We start from the raw sequence: 20,730 nt of genomic DNA, 5'->3' as shown, positions 1-20,730 counted from the left end.
TTCGGGCTCTAGTTGCGGACTATTTGTGGATAATTGTGGTTAAAATGTTGAAAAGTTTCAGGCTTAGAAATTTGGAAGTGTTTCCGAATACCATACTTAGCCCCATGGATGGGGTGACGGACGCCCCATTCCGTAGACTTTGCCGCGTTTTGTCGGGAAATCGCATGGGACTTCTGGTATCGGAGTTTGTTCCGACGGACGGTGATGCCGTTTTTTGCCTGGATGGCCACAAACAGCTGAAGTTTTTCCCCGAAGAAAGGCCTTTCGGGGTGCAGATATTTGGAAGGTTCCCTGACCGAATGGCCGCTGCCGCCAAAAAGATTGCCGAAAACCTGCACCCGGAGTTTATCGAGGTGAATGCTGGGTGCCCGGCGCCGAAGGTGGCGGGGAAGGGGAGCGGTTCTGGGCTCTTGCGCGATTTGCCGCGCCTGCAAGAGATCTTGCACGATGTCCGAGCCGCACTGGATGCTTCTAGCGTGGATATTCCCCTGACGCTCAAGTGTCGCATAGGCTGGGATGACGAAAGCATTAACGTAATGGAAACGCTGAAGATCGCCGAGGGCGAAGGCGTGGAAATGCTCACGGTGCATGGCCGTACCCGCTTGCAGGGGTACAATGGCCTTGCCAACTGGGAATGGATTGGCAAGGTCGCGGCCGCGGCCAAGATTCCTGTGATTGGCAACGGTGACGTGAACAGCGTGGCTGTGGCACGCGAACGATTGGAAACCTACGGCGTATCGGGAGTGTCCATAGGCCGCGGCGCCATGCACAACCCGTGGCTTTTCGGACAAATTGCCGATGCCTGGGAAGGCAAGCCCGCTCATGAAATTACTGCCGAAGAAGCCTTGGATGTGTTCCCGCTTTACTACAAATTCAAGCTCGAAGATGGCTCTACCGAAATGGGTGCCCTTGGTCGCTTGAAGCAGCTTGCCGCAAGACTTTGCAAGGGTTTTGATGACCCTGAAATGCAAGTGCGACAGACTTTGCTTACCGCGCAAACACCGCAAGAATTTTTCGAACGCCTCGAGGTGTTGAGAAATGGTGTTGTGAAATTTATGCGCTACGATCCGAACCGCTTGGTGAATCTAAACGGAGCCAAGGAAACCGAACTGAAGTTCGGGGACCAGTTTGTTGGTAGGTAAATATTTTTTTATCTAAAATTTTTTGGATAAACTGTTTTGTACAAAAACGTGTTTTTTATGATATATTCGCCAAATACAGAATAACTTGTATGGTGGATGTATGACGGCTGTTGCCTAATATAAAATGATTCTATGGAGTGAAATATAATTTATACGAAAAAAGAAAACTTGTAAATAAAATATTTGTTTGACAACAGAAAAAAAATAAGCTATTGTTAAAAAGCTTTTTAAGGGATAGGTCTATGGCAATAGTCAGCGTAAGAATGGAAGACGAAACAAAGAAAAAATTTGAAACATTCTGTGATTCCGTTGGAATCACTGTTTCAGCGGCAGTAAACATGTTCGTGAAAATGACAATCCGTGAAGATCGGTTGCCGTTTGACGTCAAGGGTCATTCATTTGAACCGCTGGGAAAAGTAATCCAGACAAAGGATGTTGGCTAGAAATTTTCTTGCTTAATCAATAAAGAAAGCCGCCCTGTGGGGCGGCTTTTCTTGTTTATCTCAAGAAAGCCCCTTCGACTTTGTATGAAAATCCGTTCTGATAAATGTAAAATTTTTACAAAAAATGGTAGATGAACTTTTAGGATGCTGAATGTAAGCTGTTTACTTTTGAATAATATTGTTTGTCTATTGTTGTACGCTGTCAATTACTTGTATTATGCATATTTCTTTTGATTTTTGTTTGAATAACTAATTGTTACTTTGTTGTGTAAATTTTGTGTTAAGTAAATGCTAGTTTACTTGTGTTTTTGTGTTTTTATTATTAATTTATGTGTGAAATTTAATACGAGGTAAAAATGTCTAAGACGCCAATTGCTAATGAAAATGATTTGATTCCGCTGAAAGATGAAATGCTTAAAGATTCTGGCTTGAAAAAAATTATCGAGAGTAGGGCGGAAAAGCTTAAAATAGAAGGAGAATTGTCAAAATTATCTTCTAATGATGTTGAACAAATTCTTCGTAGTAGTGCTACGGAAATAGAAAAATATCGAAAGAGTACAAGTACTCGATTGCCTTCTGATTTACTTGGCGAGTGGAAACGTGTGAGAAAGTATTTGGGAAAAAAATCCTTTGCACAGGAAAATCGTAAACCTCAGGAAATTTCGGCATCGCTAATTCCTATTAAGGGAATTAGCAAGAGGATGATTGAAGAACTTAGTGAATGCCGTATTTTTGATATTGTATCTTTATTGACGCGTTGTAAAACAAAACGACAGCGCGATAATATCGCAACAAAGTTGGATATTTCTGTAGATTACATTAATACGTGGGTTAAACAAGCGGATTTGTGGCGTATTGATGGTATGACTACGGATCTTGCCTACTTGCTTGCCCAAGCGGGTGTTCGTAGCATTCAAGATTTAGCTCGTTTGGATGCAGAAAAAACATTTGCTATTCTTAAAGGTCTTCAAAAAACGCAGCCTGATTTTATACTCTGTGATCTGAATACTCTAAGAAGTGTTATTGAGGCTGCTCAAGGTGCTGTTGCTATTGTTGCAAAGAACGGTGATGTTGAAGATTGTAATCCCTACGGTTTTGAAGACGATGCTCCTGAACATATATATGCTGATGAAAATCTGTCTAGTAATGAGTCTGTGAGCGGTGAAGAGCAATCTCTGGAATTAGATGAAGACTTGTTTGAATTGGATTGTGTTCTTCCGCTTCCTCGCTTAGTGAGCGGTAAGGTGTGTCTAAAAAGTGCTGAGGATGAGGGCGAAGGAATTCCGTTTACCGGTGTAAAGGTTGAAATTGATGGTGTGGTTAGTCCTGCAGAAGATAAAACTGAAGAAGTTGAAAATCCAAATTGTATTACTGATGCAACGGGTAAATTCATTATTACTCTTCCGGAACGTTATAGTTTTAAAGAAACTGTAAAAATTATAGTTTCTAATTCTCGTGGCCGACAAGAATTTATCAAAAATTCAACAGAGCTGATTAATTCCATGATAGAATCTAATATGGTTGCTTTGGTGCAAGAGATTCTGTCTAAATGGAAAATAGAACATCTCGTCACTGAAGAAAGTGCGTTGCGTAGTTCGTTAGAGCAAATCGTTGATGATAAAAAAGGTGATTTGGTCCTTTTTTATCAGAATACCAATTTCCCTGTAGAAACGGTTTGCGAGTCTTTGAAATCGTTGACAACGTATGTAAGTGATGGGAAGTCGTTTAGAAAGGGAATTCAAGAGATCTTTGAAGAAATTTTGAAAAAGGCGACGCTCGAAGCTAGGCTGGAAGGTGTTGATTCTTCAAAGGGCGATGACGGTTTTGTTGTTGTAAGGGAAGTGTTCTTTGAAAAAGAAGAAAAAATTGCCAAGGCTTTGCCGAGTGTAAAATTGATGGGTGATGATGAACATCCTGTAATGCTTTCGTCTGATACGGCTCCTTCGAGAATGTTTTCTTATAGTATGTTACAGCGGTTGATTGAGCCAGATTTGTCTATTGGAAAACGAGATTCTTTAAAAAAACCAGTTGATGTTGATGGCTTTAAAACGTCGCTTTATTCAGATCCCGACAAACTTCCTCAAATGTCGTCATTAGGGCTGGGGTATCAGTTGAATATGCACCAGGCTTGGGTACCTGATGGCTTTGCGCTGGGTGATTTGCTCTATTCCCTTATTTTGGCTCCGGGCGAAGAACAGCGTCTTGTTGTTCGAGAAAATACACAGAGTTATGAAATTACTGATACGGCAGAAGGAGTAGACTCTGTTAATGAAAGTTATCAAAATAGTCAAACGGATGATACTTCTGCTGCATACGAATATGGCGTACAGCAAATGATGGAAGCTGGCTCTAGTTATAAAGCTCAAAGTAGTAGTTGGGGTATAGGGGCTAGCGCTTCGGGAGGTTATGGCGGATTCTTTGGCTTAGGAATAAGTGGTAGCTACTCAAAAACGAAAAGTAGTGGATCTTCGAAAGCGCATCAGAATAATTCTCAAAACGAAGCTTCCTCTGCAGCGCAACGCTTTCAACAGTGCATTAAAACTGCGTCTAATCGAATTTCTCAGGCAAAACGTGTGAGTGTTAGCTCTGCTACGAGTGAACAGTCTGATTCTGTAGCAACAAAAATTATTGCGAATCATAACCATTCTCATGCAATGACGATTCAGTATTGGGAAGTTATGCGTCGGTATCGCTTGGAAACCGCTGTAGACAGTGTTGATTTGGTTCTTTTCGTTCCTTTGAAGATGATCAAATTCCTTGGGGATGAAAAAAATTTGATTTTCCCGGAAGAAGATATGGCATCTTTTAATAAAGCTCGCTTTAAGAAAAGATATTCCGTGCTTTTAAAACATGCAAATACTCTAGAGCGCGCTTTGCCGTATAAATATCGTTCTGGGTTGCGTTTGATTCAGTCGTATGCCGCTTGTCCCAAGTGGAAATTCGAAGCTGCGGAATCGGGCGCGAAGAATTTGACTCTGTCTTTTTATGGTAATTTCCTTTCGTTTGATGATTTGACCGCTACAATTGTATTGAAAAATGGTAAGGGATCTGTTGCTGGAGAAGTTGATTATCAGCGTCAAGAGTTAAGTACATGTTATGAAACTAGAGATGCGTTGAAGGATGGCATTAGACGGTATAGAAATTCTAGCGGGAATGTCTCTGTGAGATGTTCTTTCTCGCTCCCGCAAAATGTATCTGCAGAAGAGATTGCGTCTATTAATATTGGCTATTCTTGTGAGTCCCTAAATTATACATTGTATAAGAACTTCAACAACTTGTCTCCTTCGGAACAAGAAGCGTGGGAGAACTATGTTGACAAACAAATGGATTTTGCTAAGGATGATAATAAGAGTTCGCGAGATTTGAGGCGAATGGCTCATTATATGGAAGCTCTTCCTGAAGCGTTTAGGAATCCTAATGTTTATCTATCCTCCAGCAATTTGAAATCTCTTGGGCGGCCCTCTATAAGAGGCTTGAGCTTGAGCTTGGATGGAAAACCGCTTCAAACAGCGTTGTCTTCATCTACGCTCTCTTGGAATACGAGAATTACTGTATATAGTGATGAAAAAACTCTGAAAAGGTCTGAATTCCAGAAGATGGAAGAAACTTTGCATCATGTTGTGACGGGTACATTGAGGTATTCTCAGGCGGTTTGGGCCGCTCTTAGTAGTGATGAGCGAGCTATGATGCTTGATAAGTATACCGTTCAAATGAACTTCGGTAAGCTCGAGAAAAAAGCTGAGGGTGACGAAGAACCGAAAACGAATGGTTCTGGTAATAATGGCGTTGGAATTCCTCTACTTAATTGTGTGAATATTCGCAAACTACTTGGCTTCTACGGGAATTGTATGTTGTTGCCTTTTACATTCCCTGAAGAACTTGCGGAACAACTTGGCCGATCGGCTGCTGATGTTCAGGAACAGCTATATAGATTCCATACGAATAGTTTCCGAGCTCCGACGACAGTTATTTCTTTGCCGACTAAGGGTATGATTGGTGAGGCTGTCCTTGGCCAGACGAATGTAAGTGAAGTTATTGACTTGACTAGGTTCTGGAACTGGCAGGATTCTCCGATTGATAAGATGGAAATTGATTCTAGTTATCTTAATGGAAGTGATTATTTGGCGGGGAAAACGACAAAGGATATCTCTGCATTGGATTTACAGGGCGTAACTCCGACGACTCCGGTAACTGCGGCTGATTTGGTTACTGCTTTGGTTAATAAGCAAACTCCGAAATTTGATAATATTACGGGGCTTGATCAGTTGAAGGATATCGTAAATGGTGTGACAAATGCGTCTGCGACGGGTCGAGATAATATTATTAACAGAACTAGTGAAATGGCTACCGCTGCTTTGACGGCTGGTTTGGACCAGAAAAAGGCTGAGATAAATGCTCAGAAAGAAATTGAACTAGAAAAACTAAAGAACGGTTCTTCGGGTTCCTCTGGAGGAAACTCTGCAGGAGGCTCGGGCTCAAATAATTCTGGCAATGGAGGTGGTGCAGGATCCAGCGGTGGTTCTGGTTCTAATAATGGTTCTTCAGGCTCGTCCGGAGAAAGTTCTGCAGGAGGCTCGGGTTCGAATAATTCTGGCAGTGGAGGTGGTGCAGGGTCTAGCGGAGGTCTAGGAACTAGTGGTAGTGCAGAGAATTGTTCCAATTCTAATGATGATTCTGTTAGTGGATCGTCTAATGGAAATTCTGGCAACGGATCTTCAGCAAATAATGATGGAAGCTTTGGCAATGATTCTGGTTTAAATGATGGAGATGAATATGAAGAAGGTCCTTTGTGTGGAGATTTAATTTATGATTTTGAAACGGGTTTGGCCGTGGAAGATGTAGGTGATAAAGATTTGTGTGTTGAAAGTGATTCTTCGATTTTGCGCATTATTCAACAAGTGTGCGATAAAGTCTCGAAAAATCCTGACAGCAGTATAGATGATGTGGTTGCATCATTTTGTTAGAATAACAATGGCATTTATTTTATAAAAAAGGATTATGCAAAATGATAGAAATAGAAAAAATGAGGACTGAAGATAATGAATTCTTTGTATCTCTTACTCAAAAAGACCTCGCTTCTTTAGGGGACTCTGGAAAGATGATTTTTCCAGAGAATAGAATAAATAAAATAAAGCAATCGAATGCTAAGATTGATGTAGATCAGGATCCTTATATTGATGATAAGGGTAATAAATATTACGGAGTAGATTTTTATAAACAGTGTAAGGTTATAGAAAAAAAATATCTTGATGAAGATGGCAACTTAAATGTTTCCCCTAATCCTAATAAGGACTGCTTTGATTTCATAAAGGTTAGACCTCAATTGGGGCAGAAAAAAAATAGTGGGACTGTATGGGTTGATTGGGAAGACTATTATACTAAAAAAGAAACAGAAAAGAAATCAATATGCGTTCATTATTCTGTGGGGCATGCCAAAGGCAGTATTCGTACATTGTTTTTTGAAACGGAAAAGAAAAAACTGACTAAAAATGGAACAGCTTCAGAAAAAAAAGTTATGTATCGAGTTTCTTCTAATTATGTCATAGATAGTAATGGCAGAATATATGAATTATTTGATGATAAGTATTGGTCATCCCACCTTGGGTTTGGGGGGGACCAACTAAATAAGCAAACCATTCCTATTGATTTTGCTAGCTTAGGTTATTTGAATGAAGAGAATAGAGGAAAGAATTTCGATAAAGACGACATTTATGAAATGGAATTTTTTGGTGAAACATACACACTTTCTGATGAATATACTAAGAAAAAAAACTTTATTAAGCTTACTAAAGAACAAATAAAGTCTTTTCGTTTTCTAGTTCGGTATCTTATAAAAAAACATCCTGCGCTTTTGACAAATAATGAGTTGCTATGGCATACAGGACCTTTTTCTATGGATGATATCAAAAATGAAGCAAAAAGGCTAAAGGAAGCTTTGGCTTTTAAAGGTGTTTATACACATGCTAGTGTAAGACCATTTAGTAAATCAGATTACCCTCAAGATGTTATGAATTTGCTCAAGTATAATTATGAAAATAATAAAGAAGATGATTCAACTTTAACAGCATATATTGTTAGATATATAAAAATTGGTTCTCTTGTGCAATTTGTAAAAAATGTAATAGAAAAAATGCAGGATGTATATAAACAGAAAAATGGGTGATAAACTATGGTAGATTATCAAGAATTAGCGTCAAAGCTTATTGAACAGGAAACTTCCGAAGAGGTTCGTGCGCTAAAACTCAAGATTCTTCAGCGTATTGCTGAAGAATCTGAGGTGAAACCGACTCGTATTCCTGCTCCGATGAACATCACGGAAGTTGGTGGATATTATAATCTTCTAGCTAAGCTAGAGAAGGAAAAGACGGAAATGCAAATGAAAATGATAGCTTCGGCACTAGGGTTGCCTGTCTAGGCCGCATGGGCCGAGGTCGCAAAGCAGCAAAAAAAGGACTGGATGTCTTTTATGATGGAATAGGCTAGGCCTTCTGTTACGGGTCATTAAGGCTTGAAAACGGAGCTGTAAAGTTGTCGGTGGATGCTTAATTCCTTAACGAATCGATCGTTGCATACACAGAAAAGAAAGAAAAGTTGTTGTTTCTGTTCGATAGCGTTGAGTGCTGAAATGAGATGATTTTATAGTGTCACCGTGGATAAGTTTTGAGAAGCCCGGTACGGCAGATAGGAATAGGACGAATCGTCGGCGAAGATATGAAGGAACTGGAGGTGCCCAACCTCCCTGCGGTTATTAGTATATCTAATTTAACCGATAAAGCGACGCTATTGCGATTAATCTGCAATCACCCTAACAAAATATGCCTTAGTCGAATGATCTGGGTAACTTGGTTAACACTGAGAATCGAGACGCTTTCGTTATCGTTAAGGTAAGGCTAGACTTTGGTTTCGGTTTGTCCGATAGGTGCCGTGGAATTAACTACGCGCTGAAATCTGTTATGGGAAGATGAGATGCCGAGAGGCAAAGGATTAATTGTTCCGCGTAGACTGCAAGGTGGTAGGCTCGGAAGCAGCAATCCATTAAACAGTGCGTAATAGCAAACTTGCATAGCGTTGACGGCGTCGCGTGAAGACCTCACCCTGGAACAGAAAACCCGCCGAGGGGGAGGGGCGTTTATCGCCTCCTCCTTTTTTGTATAAAGAAAACCACCCGCTAGCGGGTGGGTCCTTTTTTTTGAATTATAAATCAAAAACCCACTCGCAAAAAAATTGCGGGTGGGTTCCTTTTATGGCTACTGTGCTAATTAGATGAACTCGGCTTTAGTTTTTAAGATGTATGTCAACTTGCCGGTGTTTCCTTCGTTTACGTTAGCTTCGCTATAGTAGGTATTGTCCCAAGTTACCATCATCCAGGGGTCAAGTCGATTTTCGTTGTCAAAAATGACATCGATTCCTGTCATGGGGGAGTAATAGGTGTCTTTTGTGTAACACAGATAAATGTATTCGCCCTTGGCACCTTCGTTTAGATTAACGTTAATGCGTGTATATGATGATGTTCTGCCTTGGTAGTTTATTGATTTTGAAGTCCAAGTCAGTGGGGTGTTGCTTTGAATGAGAATTATATTTGTAATCGGGGTTGCCGTACTAGAGTAACTATAGTTACAATAGATGTACTTTCCTCCGCAACCGGCATTTAAATCCTTGTCGATGAGTACTGCTGATGCGGGGACTAGTCTTAAGGCTTTTGCCCTTGTAGATTCTGAGGCCATGCGAATTTCTGATATGAATTCTCGATTGGCAACGGGGAGCGAAATGTTTATGCTGTTGTTTCCAGAGACGGAAACGTTAGTGGCGTATTTTTGCCATTTTGAAACGGAGTCAAGACTCTTGCATGCCCAGATAGAATATGTGCCACTCTTGACAGCTGAAGTGTAGAAATGACCGTTCTCGTCTGTCTTCAGGGTGATATCTTGTTTTCCGGCTGTGCACATATGTGATTGCCCGCTGCCGGCTTTAATTCTGATGGTGACGTCCTTAAGAAGGTTTCCGGTAGAAGCGTCTCTTACAATGCCTTGGAGAGAATATCCTCTTGAAGTTGTTATGGATTGGAGTGTGATTGTTGGCAAAATGCATCGTTTAGAACAACGCTGTGAAGTTAGGTTGATTGTTGTGCTGTTGCTTTGATATCCGTCTGCTTCGAAAGTTAATGAATAGGTATAACCTCGATCGAAAACGAGTTCAAATCGTCCATCCGATGATGTGTAGGCGGTCCTATAAACGGAAGTGTTGTTCTGTTTTTTCATGGTAACCTTTGCGTCGACAATGGGGTTGCCAGAAGTGTCTTTTACGTATCCGCTCAATGTATAGGAAAGACCGTCGTCGCCAACAAGGATGACTTCGACTTCGTCAAATGCTTGGGCGACAACTTTGACCTTCTGTGCGGTAATTTTCATTGTCCTAGCGGCTTTTAAAACGGCTGAGCGGAAGTCGAGGAAATTGCAGAATGGAGTGAGGTAGAATAGGGACTTGTAGAAAATGGTTGCGAGTTCTTCGGAATTGTTTTTTGTGGGCCAATTCTTTTGCATAATGTAAGCTGCATGAGATAAAATGCAACTACAGGTGTGAACTTCGGTAGACGTCATTTCTGAATATTTCGACGGATCGCCCATTGCTTTGGGGTTGTCGAAACGGCGGATTGATCCGATGGTTAATTCTTCGCCCATGGTGTCAAGAATGCCGTCTTGGATAAATTCGCCAAGAATGTCTGCAACGGCTTCGTTAATACCGCCAGATTCTCCTGTATAGCAGCTGCTTGCTTCCCAAATGCTGTTTTCTACGGCGTGTGTGAATTCGTGGGCAAGAACATCGACTGGGCGGGCAATGCTACTTCCGTTGCCGAGGCAGATTTCTACCCAGTTGGAATATCCGGAAGAGTAAAATGCATTCGTATAGGCACTGTTGCCGGGATGATAATTCACGACTATGTGAATGGGGAGACTGTTTCCGTCGGCGCTTCTTCTTCCAAAAACATTGACATAATAGTCAAATATTTTGATCATGTTGTTCATTGCGGTGATGGCGGCGGGATGTTGATTTCCGATAATGCTCGCGTCGTTGCCGGTTGCAAATATTTCTGCACCTACGCGGTCTCCATTTGCACTGCATTCGCGAACGGAAATGCCTCTTCTTACGTCGTATAATTTACGTGTTCCATTGTTTGCGTAAACAGGATAATTGATTCTTGTAGAAGCAAGAGACATTCCTGAGCATATGATTTCCTGACCGAAATCAATTTCGGTGGCGTAAGAATGTTCTATGGCGCCTGTTTTGGCGTTTACAAAGTAAACGTTTTGCGGTGTGCATATTTTCCAGCAAAGGATGCCTTTTTCTGAAGCGTTAACATAGTAGAAAAGGCCTTCAGAACTGAATTCTGCAGCTTTTTCTTTTTTCTGGATTGCTGCTACGGCGTCGTTTTCGGTGATTGTGGCTTTGCTTTCGTCTTGTATCGGCGTGTACAGACCGCTTAAAGATTCCATGTTTCCTTCACCGTCGGTGGATAAGACAAGCTGTCTACCAAAAACGGGAATGTCTCGGTGGTACTGTTGTAAACGGAAAAATTTTGTTTCGGGGCCCAGGTTGGTTGTTGAAACATTTTTTTCTTTGAATTCTTGTTCGGCGTTTTCAAACCCCATCAAGTTGTGAATGTTGTTCAAGGCGCTGATGGCTTTTTTTGATGTTGTAATCTTGGTGTCTACAATTTTGCCGTTAATGAAAGAGGGTCTCTTTTTCCCGTTCAGAACGACATCAAAAAGGCCGTCTTTGTTGATTTTCTCGGCGTTGAGTTTTTCTTCTGCAGCGGATTTTGCTTTAATGGTCGGTTTAATCTTGGTGAACTTTGGTGTTTCGAAAACGCCTTTCTGAACTCGAAGAATTTTTGATGTTGATTCGTTTGTATTTGCCATGTGATTATCCTTTTTAAGGGTGGTTTAATTTGTTGATACTAGTGTATGTTTTTTCAAACAAATTTGTATCATTTGCATGTAAATATATAATGAGAAATATGTATGTGACTTATAACATTTTACTTTGCTGTAATTTTTACATACAAACAAAATTAATTTGTGTGACCTTGTATGAATATTTCTTGAATGTCTGTCTAATAAAGCCTTTATAATGTAGTGAGATGTATTTTATTGTGTGATTCTTTTTGGGGTTGTCGAAATGAAAAGATTTTACAAAGGGATGCCTTGCCCCGATCGATTTTGTGATGCACAAAGAGCTTTGATTGGGTCTTTGTCGTAAAAGAGCCTTTTTACCCCCCAAATATTCCAATTTGGACTAATTTATAGCCTCTTTTGGGGGCTTTTTTTAGGTGCAATTGTTGCAATTCCCTAGGATTCTTATATATATTAATGTCAACTATTGTTCTTAAGAAGGGAAAAATATGAAGAACAAAATATTTGCCTATAAGGATGCGGTGGCATTCGAAAACGAGTTGTTCTTGTTTAGCAAGTGGTGCAAGGAACACGGCTCGCCTAAAATTTGCTTCCAAATTCACTCGACAATATTGGAACCGGAAAAATTGAAGCCCGTTTGGGACATTCTGGAGCGCATTTTCCCCGATGTCCCGTGGTTCGGCAATTCGACCAGTGGAAACATCGTTGACTGCGAACAGACGGTCGACATTTCGGTGTCTGCAATTATTTTCGAAAAGCCAACGACTAAGTTCTCTGTTTTCCAGTATGACTTTTCAAGGGAATCGGTCGGTGGCATTGCTAGCCAGATTGTGGCGGAGGCTGACCGGAATCCTTGGGTGAAGGCCGTTGAAATCTACCATTGCATTTCTCCCTTCTCGACAACGGCCCTTTGCGAGGGGCTCGATGGCTTGGCTCCGGATATCCAGGTCTTTGGCGGTATCGTTTGTTCGCCCGATATTACGAGCCCCAATTCCTGCGTATTCTCGTCGGTGGGCGGCTTCTCGAAATCTGCCTTGTTGGTGGTGTTCTATGGCGGTGCGGATCTTCATGTTGAATCCCGTAAGATTAGCGGTTGGAAACCTATCGGCCGTAACTTCCATGTGACCCGTTCAGAAGGCAATATCCTTTATGAATTGGGCGGTATTCCTGCCTACGAGGTATATAACAAGTACCTGAATATTAAGAACGACAGCAATTTCTTCTACAACGCCCTTGAATTCCCCATGCTTTATGAACATAACGGGGTTTCCATTGTGCGTGCTGCGGGCGCCAGCAATCCGGATGGGTCCCTTACCATGTCTTCGGATATTGACGAGGGGTCCATTGTCCGCTTGTCTTATGGTGAACCGCAGTTGATCGTGGAAAAGATTAAGGCCGAAAGTGAAAACTGCGAACAGTTCGCTCCCGAAGTGCAGCATATTTTCTCTTGTGCGGCACGTAAGGCTTTCTGGAGCCAGCGTGAACCGACCTACGAAATTTCACCCTTCAAGGGCTTGGCCTCCAGTACCGGATTCTTCTCCCATGGCGAATTCCTGCGTGAAAAGGGCCACTTGAACCAGCACAACATTACGCTTGTGTTCGCATCTATGCGCGAAGGTCCTGTGGTTAAGCACGAATATGGCAAAATCGAAGACATCCAGGAAGGCATGTCTACCCGTTTGCCGTTGGCTGCCCGTATGGCGACCTTCATTCGCGAGACTTCTTTTGAACTGGAACAGATTAATAGCAAGCTTCGCGTGATGAACGAACACCTGCAAGATGTGGCCACCACCGATAGTTTGACCGGCCTCGAAAACAGACTGGCTTTTGATGAACTTCTCAAGACGATTAGCCAGGAAGACCCCGACGCGGGTACTTGGACCATGGTCTTGATGGACGTGAATGGTCTTAAGTATGCGAACGATACCTTTGGCCACCAGGCTGGTGATGCGCTGATTGTGGCTGCTGGTAATGCGATTAAGGAGGCTTATGGCGCCTCGGGTAATTGCTTTAGAATCGGTGGCGATGAATTTGCCGTGGTGACGCGAGCTCCGCTGGATTCGATGTTCCTGCTGTATACCAATTTGCAGAAATGCATTGAAGAGTACAACAAGAACGCTTTGTATCATCTGTCGATTGCGGTGGGCGAAAGCCGCCTGCGCAGTGATTCCGGTGTCCGCAAGTCCATAAGCGACTGGAAAATGGAAGCCGACTTGAATATGTACCGCGACAAGGTGCGTTATCACAAGCCGGTCGAAAACAACGAAAATCAGAATCTCAAGGATTTGATTTCTTGCCTTATCTCGGTGGAAGAAGCCAAGGATTCCTATACGGCGCACCATTCCGACCGTGTGAAGGCCTTCTCTGAGCAAATCGCAAGGTTGCTGGGGCTTTCGGAAGGTTCCGTCTCGTTGATTACCCATGCTGCACACTTGCACGATATCGGCAAGATGGGCATTAGCGACAACGTGCTCGGTAAACCCGGTAAGCTTACGGACGATGAATTCTCGATTATCAAACAGCACCCGGTAATTGGTGCGAAGATCTTGATGCAGTCCAACTACACCCACGAACTGGTGCAGATCGTATTGCATCACCATGAACGTTATGACGGCAAGGGGTATCCTGAAGGTCTGAAGGGCGAAGATATTCCGATTGGTGCCCGAATCATCGCTATTGCGGACTCTGTCGATGCGATGACGAGTAAGCGCGTTTACCGCGATGCCTTGTCGCTGGATTACTGCCGCAAGGAAATCGAGAAGAATCTGGGCGTGATGTACGACCCCGCCATTGGTAAGGTTGTGCTGGAACACTGGAACGAGGTGGCTGACTTGCTGATGAAGCTGCAGAGTGGCCGTCCGAAGGTGGTTTAGCCCTGATTGATAAATGATTGTCAAAAACGCAGGCTCGGTGGAGTCTGCGCTTTTTAATTAGCCTATTCCCGTGACGGTAAACACGGAATTTTGAACTTTAAATCGGAGCTTTTATAGTTCCGTTGCAGTTTTGGTGTAAACAAAGTATATTTTTGCTATGAAAATCTATAAATTACTCCCTATCTGTTCTCTGCTTTTCTTTGCTGCCTGCGGCAACGATTCTTCTAGCGCCAGCAGCGATGACCCTGAATCTTCTTCCAGCGAAGAGTCTTTGGATAATTCAAGCTCGTCGTGGATTGCTTCGAGTTCTTCGAACTCTCGCAATGACGTGGATGTGTCTTCAAGTTCTCGTAAAGAGGAAAAGTCGTCTTCTTCTAAGGGTGAAGTGTCTTCAAGTTCGCAAAAGAGCGGGGCTCTCACCGACCCACTGAAAATTTTCAAGACGCGCAAGCCGAAGGCCGAAGTTTATACTTGCAAATCGTCTGAATTGAACTGGGAAGAAAAATTTGACCAGCAGGATTGGATTTGCTCCTTCAAGTACGACGGTGACGAAGGCTTTGTCTATGTGCAGAGTTCGCCCACCGATTGCGAAGCGCGCTTTAGCATGATTCCCGTGATGAGTGTGGATACGGCTGCTTTCTATGTCAATGGAGAATACGAAACCTTGAAAAATGTGACCTACGAATGGGGCGGAAACCACCACAACGATTCGTTCCGCTTTAGCTACAAAGGCAAGGTCTTCGAGTATTTCCATTCGTCCTATGGCTGGGGCGGCCGCAGCTGCCAGGAGATGGACTGCTTGAAGGTCTATGAATCCGACGGCGAAACTTTGATTGAAGATGGCTGCGGAACATTCAACGATAACATCAGCCAGTCGAGATCGCTGCCGGTTGTGTGCCGCTTTGCCAGTGTAGAAGATGGCTCATTCGACAGCTTTACGGATACCTTTGAAATCTGCATGGGTGATTTCCGAATTCCTGATCCGGCGGAATAATTTGGGAAGGGCGTATTGAACTTTGTTTGGGGGTATACTATGAAAACCTATAAGTTGCTGACGGTTTGCGCCTTGATGCTTTTGATGGCCTGTGGCGATGATTCTTCTGGCGGAAGCAATGCTGAAAATGGCGAGGAAAAACAGTCGGGAAAAGTGCTGACGGATCCGCTGGAAATTTTTGAAACGCGCGTTCCGAAAAAAGAAGCCTATACCTGCGACTGGTATGGCTCCCAGGTGGTCTTTGCCCAGCAGGATTGGATTTGCAGCTTTAAGTACGCCGACATGGACGGCTACGTCTATGTGCAGGGGACGCCTACCGGCTGTAACATCATCATGTCGCCCATGCCCGTGATTAGCGTGGATACCGCCGTTCTGTATGTCAACGGGAAATACGAGACCTTGTCGGATTTGACCTACGACTGGGGCGGCAACCACCATTTTGACAGTTTCCGCTTTACCTATGACGGCAAGGTCTATGAGTACAGTCGCTCTACCATCAGTTCTATAACGATTCACCCTTGCCATGAAATAGACTGCCTCAAGGTCTATGAATCTGATGGCGTAACGCTTGTGCTGGATGGCTGCGGACTGGCCCAGGACGATATCAGTAAGGCTCGCCAGTTGCCTATTGTATGCCGTTTTGCCGATGTAGAGACCGGTACGTTTGGCGATTTTACCGATACGTTTGAATTCTGCCCGGATGACTCCCGTTTGATGGGGCTTGCAGAATAGTTTTTCGGAATAAGGCGATGCGTTTGCGAAACTTTTTGTCGGTTCATTTTTTTGCCGTGCTGGTGGCGGCGCTTTGGGCATGTTCCAACAGCGACTCTTCTGTAGACCCGAATCGCCATGATGACCCCGACATAGTAGACCCTGATACGCTGCCGGTCTTTATTCAAGGCGATGCAGAATGGACGGGTTTTTACAAGGAAGATGGCTACGAGGCTTTCCGCAAGTTGGCGTATCCGTCTAAGACGGAACTGGGTACAAGTTATTTGGTGAAGTTCATCATCACCGATTTCAACTCGGATAGCGCCGTGGTTCATTTTATGAACACGAGGGCGTACCTGCTGCATTACGATTTTGCGAAGAAGGTGCTGCACGACCCGAGTCCGCTTGCGGAATTCGAAAACGAAGCCTACTATGACCCGGCGAAGAATACGGTCGCGGGAACGCTGGTGTATTACCCTTCGGTGGATTCCATGGTGGCGCTTACGTTCTTCCCGACGGACTGCATTGTGCCTTCCCAGGTGGCGGCGGTGCAGCAGCTGATTGAGAGCCGCATGCTGTTCCTTGCGCCCAAAGCATCCGAAGCCTCGAAGAACCGCCTGTTCTATATGCCGTCTGGGAGTGCCGCGGAGAAGGCTGCCGCCGAATATGATGCCGAATTTAAGAAGGCGGATGTTCCTGTGTACACGCACGCGCAGCTGTTCGGTGACATCGCGATGCAGATCATGAATACGGGAACGGCTTACGGGACGCTCCGCAAGTTGACCGCCGCCGAACTTGACACGGCGATTGTCTCTTCGCACGACATCTTGATTTTAGAGACGCTCCCGGCAGAGATTCCGCTGGTTGCCGCCACCATCAGCAAGGATGCGCAGACCCCGCTTTCGCATGTGAACCTTGCTGCAAAGGCACGCAAGACGCCGAACATCGCTTTCAACGGAAATGACCTGCCCGACAGTTTGCTTGCGCTCTGCGGAAAGTTGGTGAAGCTTGAGGTCAAGGCGAATTCCTATAAGGTGGGCGTTGCAACTCTTGAAGAGGCTCAGGAGTTCTGGAAAAAGAATGCGCGAACCCCCATCACTTTGACATACGATTTGTCCGATTCGGGGTTGGTTGACTTTGCCGATCTCAATTTCAATTCGTCTAAATCCGTGGGCGTGAAGGCGGCGAATTTGGCGGAACTTCACAAGTTGCTCCCAGACAATTCTCCCGATGGTTTTGCTGTGCCGTTCTACCATTATAGTCACTTTATGGATTACGCCCGGGTGACTGAGGAATTGTGTGAAAAATCCTTCAGCGATTGCGGCAAGGAAGGCCGTGCGTCAGGCGTTTGTAAGCAGGTGAAGAATGCCTGCGTGGAACAACTTGCCGAGCCTGCCGATGCGAGTGAGCCGAAGGGGGCATCGCTCCGCAGCTACATTGCCAACATGATTGCCCGCGATGACTTTGCCGTCGATACGCGCCTGCGCGAAGCGGTTCTCGACAATATCCGCTACATGTTCAAACATATTCCTGTGGACGATGATTTTGGCGATGCGCTCGATGCCAAGGTGCGTAAGCTTTATGGCGTTGCCGGAGTACGTTTGCGTTCCAGCACCAATTCCGAAGACTTGAGCGACTTTAACGGGGCAGGCCTTTACAAGTCCGTCAAGGCGACGACCCGCGAAAAGGATTTGCCGTCTGATGAAATTCGCAAGGTATGGGCATCTGTGTGGAGCTTCAAGGCCTTCGAAGAACGCGAACTCTGGAATATCGATCATATGTCGGTGCAGATGGCGGTGGCTGTTCACGAGGCTTTCCCCGACGAAGTGGCGAACGGCGTCATCATTACGCAGAACATCGCGGACTACTCTGTCGCAGGAATCTACGCGAATATCCAGGTTGGCGAAACCTCCATCACCAATCCTGAAGGCGGTGAACTGCCGGAGATTATTTCGATCATTCCGTCGACCAAGGGCGGCGTGCAGAGCGTGCTCCTGCAGCATTCGACGCTCAGTCCCGATTCGCTGATTCTTACCGACCGTGAAATATTCGAGCTTTACCAAATTGTCCAGAAGATTCAGAGATATTTCGCTAAACTCTACAATGAGTATCCCGATGCGTTTGCTCTGGATATTGAATTTAAGGTGATGGGCCCGGAACGCAAGCTTGTCTTTAAGCAGGTCCGCCCCTACATCATTTAAATTGAGAATCAGTTTGCAAAAAACGCAGGCTCAAACGAGTCTGCGTTTTCTAATGAGTCATCCAACCGCAAAGCGGCGGGATCCATACGTTTTATATCTGCGCTTGAAAATTAGCGCACGACCTTGCGGTCTTCGGCTGTCATTTCGAGGAACTGGGCGACGGTCATCTGACCCTTATCCCCTTCCTTACGCTTGTTGACGGAGATAACGCCTTCGGCCTGTTCCTTTTGGACTCCTACGGAGTCCCAACCGCAGCGGCTCGGCAATGCCCACGCAAGCGTGGTCGCTGCTTTCGCCTTGGGCGGTTGTCACCAACGAAAAAAACGTAGGCTCGAAGGAAGCCTACGTTTGCAAGTTTCATTTGTCTATTGACTAGCGGACGACTCTTCTATCGTCTTCGGTCATCTTCAAGAAGTCTGCGACCTTCATGTTGCCCTTGTCGCCTTCCTTACGCTTGTTGACGGAGATAACGCCTTCGGCCTGTTCCTTTTCGCCGACGATGATCTTGTACGGAATCTTCTGGAGCTCGCACTGGCGGATCTTGTAGCCGAGCTTTTCGTTGGATTCGTCAACTTCGACGCGGACGCCGGCGTTCACGAGTTCCTTTTCCACCTGCTTGGCGTAGTCAGCGAACTTTTCAGAAATCGGGAGCACGCGGGCCTGAACCGGAGCGAGCCACAACGGGAAATCGCCCATGAATTCTTCGATAAGAATACCGAGGAAGCGTTCGATGGAACCGACGGCTGCACGGTGCAGCATCACCGGAACATGCTTCTGGTTGTCCTTACCGACATATTCGGCACCAAGGCGCATCGGCAAGTTGAAGTCCACCTGGATGGTACCGCACTGCCAGTCACGACCGAGACTGTCCTTCAGCGTGAATTCGAGCTTCGGGCCATAGAAGGCGCCTTCACCCGGGTTCAGAATGTAGTCGAGGCCAGCGAGCTTCGTAGCGTCTTCGAGGGCTGCTTCAGCCTTGTCCCAAAGTTCATCGGAACCCACGCGCTTTTCCGGGCGGGTTGAGAACTTCACGACGATTTCGTCGAATCCGAAGTCGTGGTAGATTTCTTTCACGAGGGCGCAGAAATCAGCCACTTCGCTTGCAATCTGTTCTTCGGTACAGAAGATGTGGGCGTCGTCCTGCACAAAGCCACGCACGCGCATCAGGCCGTGCATCGTACCAGCAGGTTCGTAACGGTGGCACTTACCGAATTCGGCAAGGCGCATCGGAAGGTCACGCCAGCTGCGCAGACCCGTGTTGAAAATCTGAATGTGGCAGGGGCAGTTCATCGGCTTCACAGCCATTTCCACGTCGCCAGCGAGAGTCTTGAACATGTTCTCGTTGTACTTGTCGGCGTGGCCGGACTTGATCCACAAAGTCTTGTTCACGATTTCCGGAGTGATCACTTCGAGGTAGCCACGACGGTCGATCTTGCCGCGGATGTAGTCCTTGAGGGCGTTCACCATCTTGGTGCCCTTCGGGTGCCAGAACACCATGCCCGGAGAATGGTCTTCGATATGGTAGAGGTCCATTTCCTTACCGATCTTGCGGTGGTCGCGCTTTTCGGCTTCTTCGAGGAACTTCAAGTAAGTTTCGAGGCCTTCCTTGTCGGCAAAGCAGGTACCGTACACGCGGGTCAGCTGGTCGCTGTTCTGGTCGCCATGCCAGTAAGCACCGGCGAGGCTCAGCACCTTGAAAGCCTTGAGCTTGCCCGTAGAGGGCACGTGAGGACCGGCACAGAGGTCTTCCCAGTTCTTGCCCGGTTCGCCAGTCACGTAGAAGCTGAGGGTGCCGTCGCTGCCTTCGCGGGCGAGAGCGCGTTCAGCGTTATCCGTCTTGTACTTGTCGCCTTCGGTGCGCTTCAGGCCTTCGGCGGAGCTCACTTCGCAGCGGGTAAACGGACGGTCTTCCTTGATGATTTCCTTCATGCGCTTTTCGATGCGCTCGAAATCGGACTGCTGGATCGGTGTGGGAGTCATCAAATCGTAGTAGAAACCCTTGTCGATAGCCGGACCGTAGGCAAGCTTGGTGCCCGGGAACAGGTCGCAGATGGCTTCGGCCAGCACGTGGCTGCAGCTGTGGCGAAGCAGCATCAGAGCATCGGGGTCGTCGTTGCTCGGGGTGATGATGCGGATAGTGCCGCTTTCGGTGAGCGGGCGGGAAAGGTCCAGGACCTTGTCGCCGAGCTTGACGCCCAGAGCTTTGCGTGCGAGACCTTCAGAAATGCTCTTTGCAATTTCGAGGCCGGTGGTGCCCGATGCTACGGAACGTACGGAGCCATCGGGGAAGGTGAGTTCGATTTGAGACATAATAATTTCCTTTTTATGGGCGGTTCTCGCCCGGTTCCCCAGAAATACGACATCTGGCGGTGAGGCCAAATGTAGCTAAAGACTGAGGGCGTGGCAACCTTATTAGCTCAATAAGTCTTTTCCGATTTGCTGGAACTTTTTTTGT

Annotated in this window: 12 protein-coding genes and 1 other annotated feature; of the genes, 9 read left to right on the top strand and 3 right to left on the bottom strand. The window is 45.5% G+C overall.

Annotated features, from left to right (window positions below; all coding sequences use genetic code 11):
* Positions 1-44 precede the first annotated feature (44 nt).
* The 5 genes from ACJMNB_RS03580 to ACJMNB_RS03560 all read left to right on the top strand — a co-directional run bounded on the left by ACJMNB_RS03580 (position 45) and on the right by ACJMNB_RS03560 (position 8,000).
* On the top strand, positions 45-1,142 hold the full coding sequence (locus ACJMNB_RS03580) for a tRNA dihydrouridine synthase (protein ID WP_405339074.1): 1,098 nt from the start codon (positions 45-47) through the stop codon (positions 1,140-1,142).
* Between the two features lie 242 nt (positions 1,143-1,384).
* A complete protein-coding gene (locus ACJMNB_RS03575) occupies positions 1,385-1,585 on the top strand; it encodes a type II toxin-antitoxin system RelB/DinJ family antitoxin (RefSeq protein WP_405339072.1) in 201 nt (66 codons plus the stop codon).
* 356 nt (positions 1,586-1,941) lie between these two features.
* Entirely contained in the window at positions 1,942-6,549 is a 4,608-nt protein-coding gene (locus ACJMNB_RS03570; protein ID WP_405339070.1) for a DUF4332 domain-containing protein, read from the top strand.
* Between the two features lie 41 nt (positions 6,550-6,590).
* Positions 6,591-7,748 carry an N-acetylmuramoyl-L-alanine amidase gene (locus tag ACJMNB_RS03565; protein ID WP_405339068.1) on the top strand — a complete coding sequence of 386 codons (1,158 nt, stop codon included), beginning with the start codon at positions 6,591-6,593 and terminating at the stop codon, positions 7,746-7,748.
* Positions 7,749-7,754: 6 nt separating this feature from the next.
* Complete coding sequence (locus ACJMNB_RS03560) at positions 7,755-8,000, top strand: hypothetical protein (RefSeq protein WP_300192024.1); 246 nt, start codon at positions 7,755-7,757, stop codon at positions 7,998-8,000.
* 579 nt (positions 8,001-8,579) lie between these two features.
* Positions 8,580-8,653: a sequence feature (23S ribosomal RNA rRNA prediction is too short), on the top strand.
* A 191-nt stretch (positions 8,654-8,844) separates the two neighbouring features.
* Here the strand turns inward: ACJMNB_RS03560 and ACJMNB_RS03555 are convergent.
* A complete protein-coding gene (locus tag ACJMNB_RS03555) occupies positions 8,845-11,502 on the bottom strand; it encodes a M4 family metallopeptidase (protein WP_405339066.1) in 2,658 nt (885 codons plus the stop codon).
* 482 nt (positions 11,503-11,984) lie between these two features.
* Here ACJMNB_RS03555 and ACJMNB_RS03550 point away from each other — a divergent pair, with 482 nt between their 5' ends.
* The 4 genes from ACJMNB_RS03550 (at position 11,985) to ACJMNB_RS03535 (ending at position 18,275) form a co-directional block, all read left to right on the top strand.
* Positions 11,985-14,369: an HD domain-containing phosphohydrolase gene (locus tag ACJMNB_RS03550; protein WP_405339064.1), complete on the top strand. Its 2,385-nt coding sequence runs from the start codon at positions 11,985-11,987 to the stop codon at positions 14,367-14,369.
* Positions 14,370-14,526: 157 nt separating this feature from the next.
* A complete protein-coding gene (locus ACJMNB_RS03545) occupies positions 14,527-15,363 on the top strand; it encodes a hypothetical protein (protein WP_405339062.1) in 837 nt (278 codons plus the stop codon).
* Positions 15,364-15,402: 39 nt separating this feature from the next.
* Positions 15,403-16,095: a hypothetical protein gene (locus ACJMNB_RS03540; protein WP_405339060.1), complete on the top strand. Its 693-nt coding sequence runs from the start codon at positions 15,403-15,405 to the stop codon at positions 16,093-16,095.
* A 23-nt stretch (positions 16,096-16,118) separates the two neighbouring features.
* Positions 16,119-18,275: a PEP/pyruvate-binding domain-containing protein gene (locus ACJMNB_RS03535; RefSeq protein WP_405339058.1), complete on the top strand. Its 2,157-nt coding sequence runs from the start codon at positions 16,119-16,121 to the stop codon at positions 18,273-18,275.
* 110 nt (positions 18,276-18,385) lie between these two features.
* Here ACJMNB_RS03535 and ACJMNB_RS03530 read toward each other — a convergent pair whose 3' ends face one another.
* Positions 18,386-18,541: a hypothetical protein gene (locus tag ACJMNB_RS03530; RefSeq protein ID WP_405339056.1), complete on the bottom strand. Its 156-nt coding sequence runs from the start codon at positions 18,539-18,541 to the stop codon at positions 18,386-18,388.
* Between the two features lie 106 nt (positions 18,542-18,647).
* Complete coding sequence (gene thrS / locus ACJMNB_RS03525) at positions 18,648-20,585, bottom strand: threonine--tRNA ligase (protein WP_405339054.1); 1,938 nt, start codon at positions 20,583-20,585, stop codon at positions 18,648-18,650.
* Between the last annotated feature and the right edge of the window lie 145 nt (positions 20,586-20,730).

The sequence above is a fragment of the Fibrobacter sp. genome (assembly GCF_045131395.1).
In the GTDB taxonomy this organism is placed as follows: Bacteria; Fibrobacterota; Fibrobacteria; order Fibrobacterales; family Fibrobacteraceae; genus Fibrobacter.
This window is presented reverse-complemented; position numbering and strand designations above follow the sequence as displayed.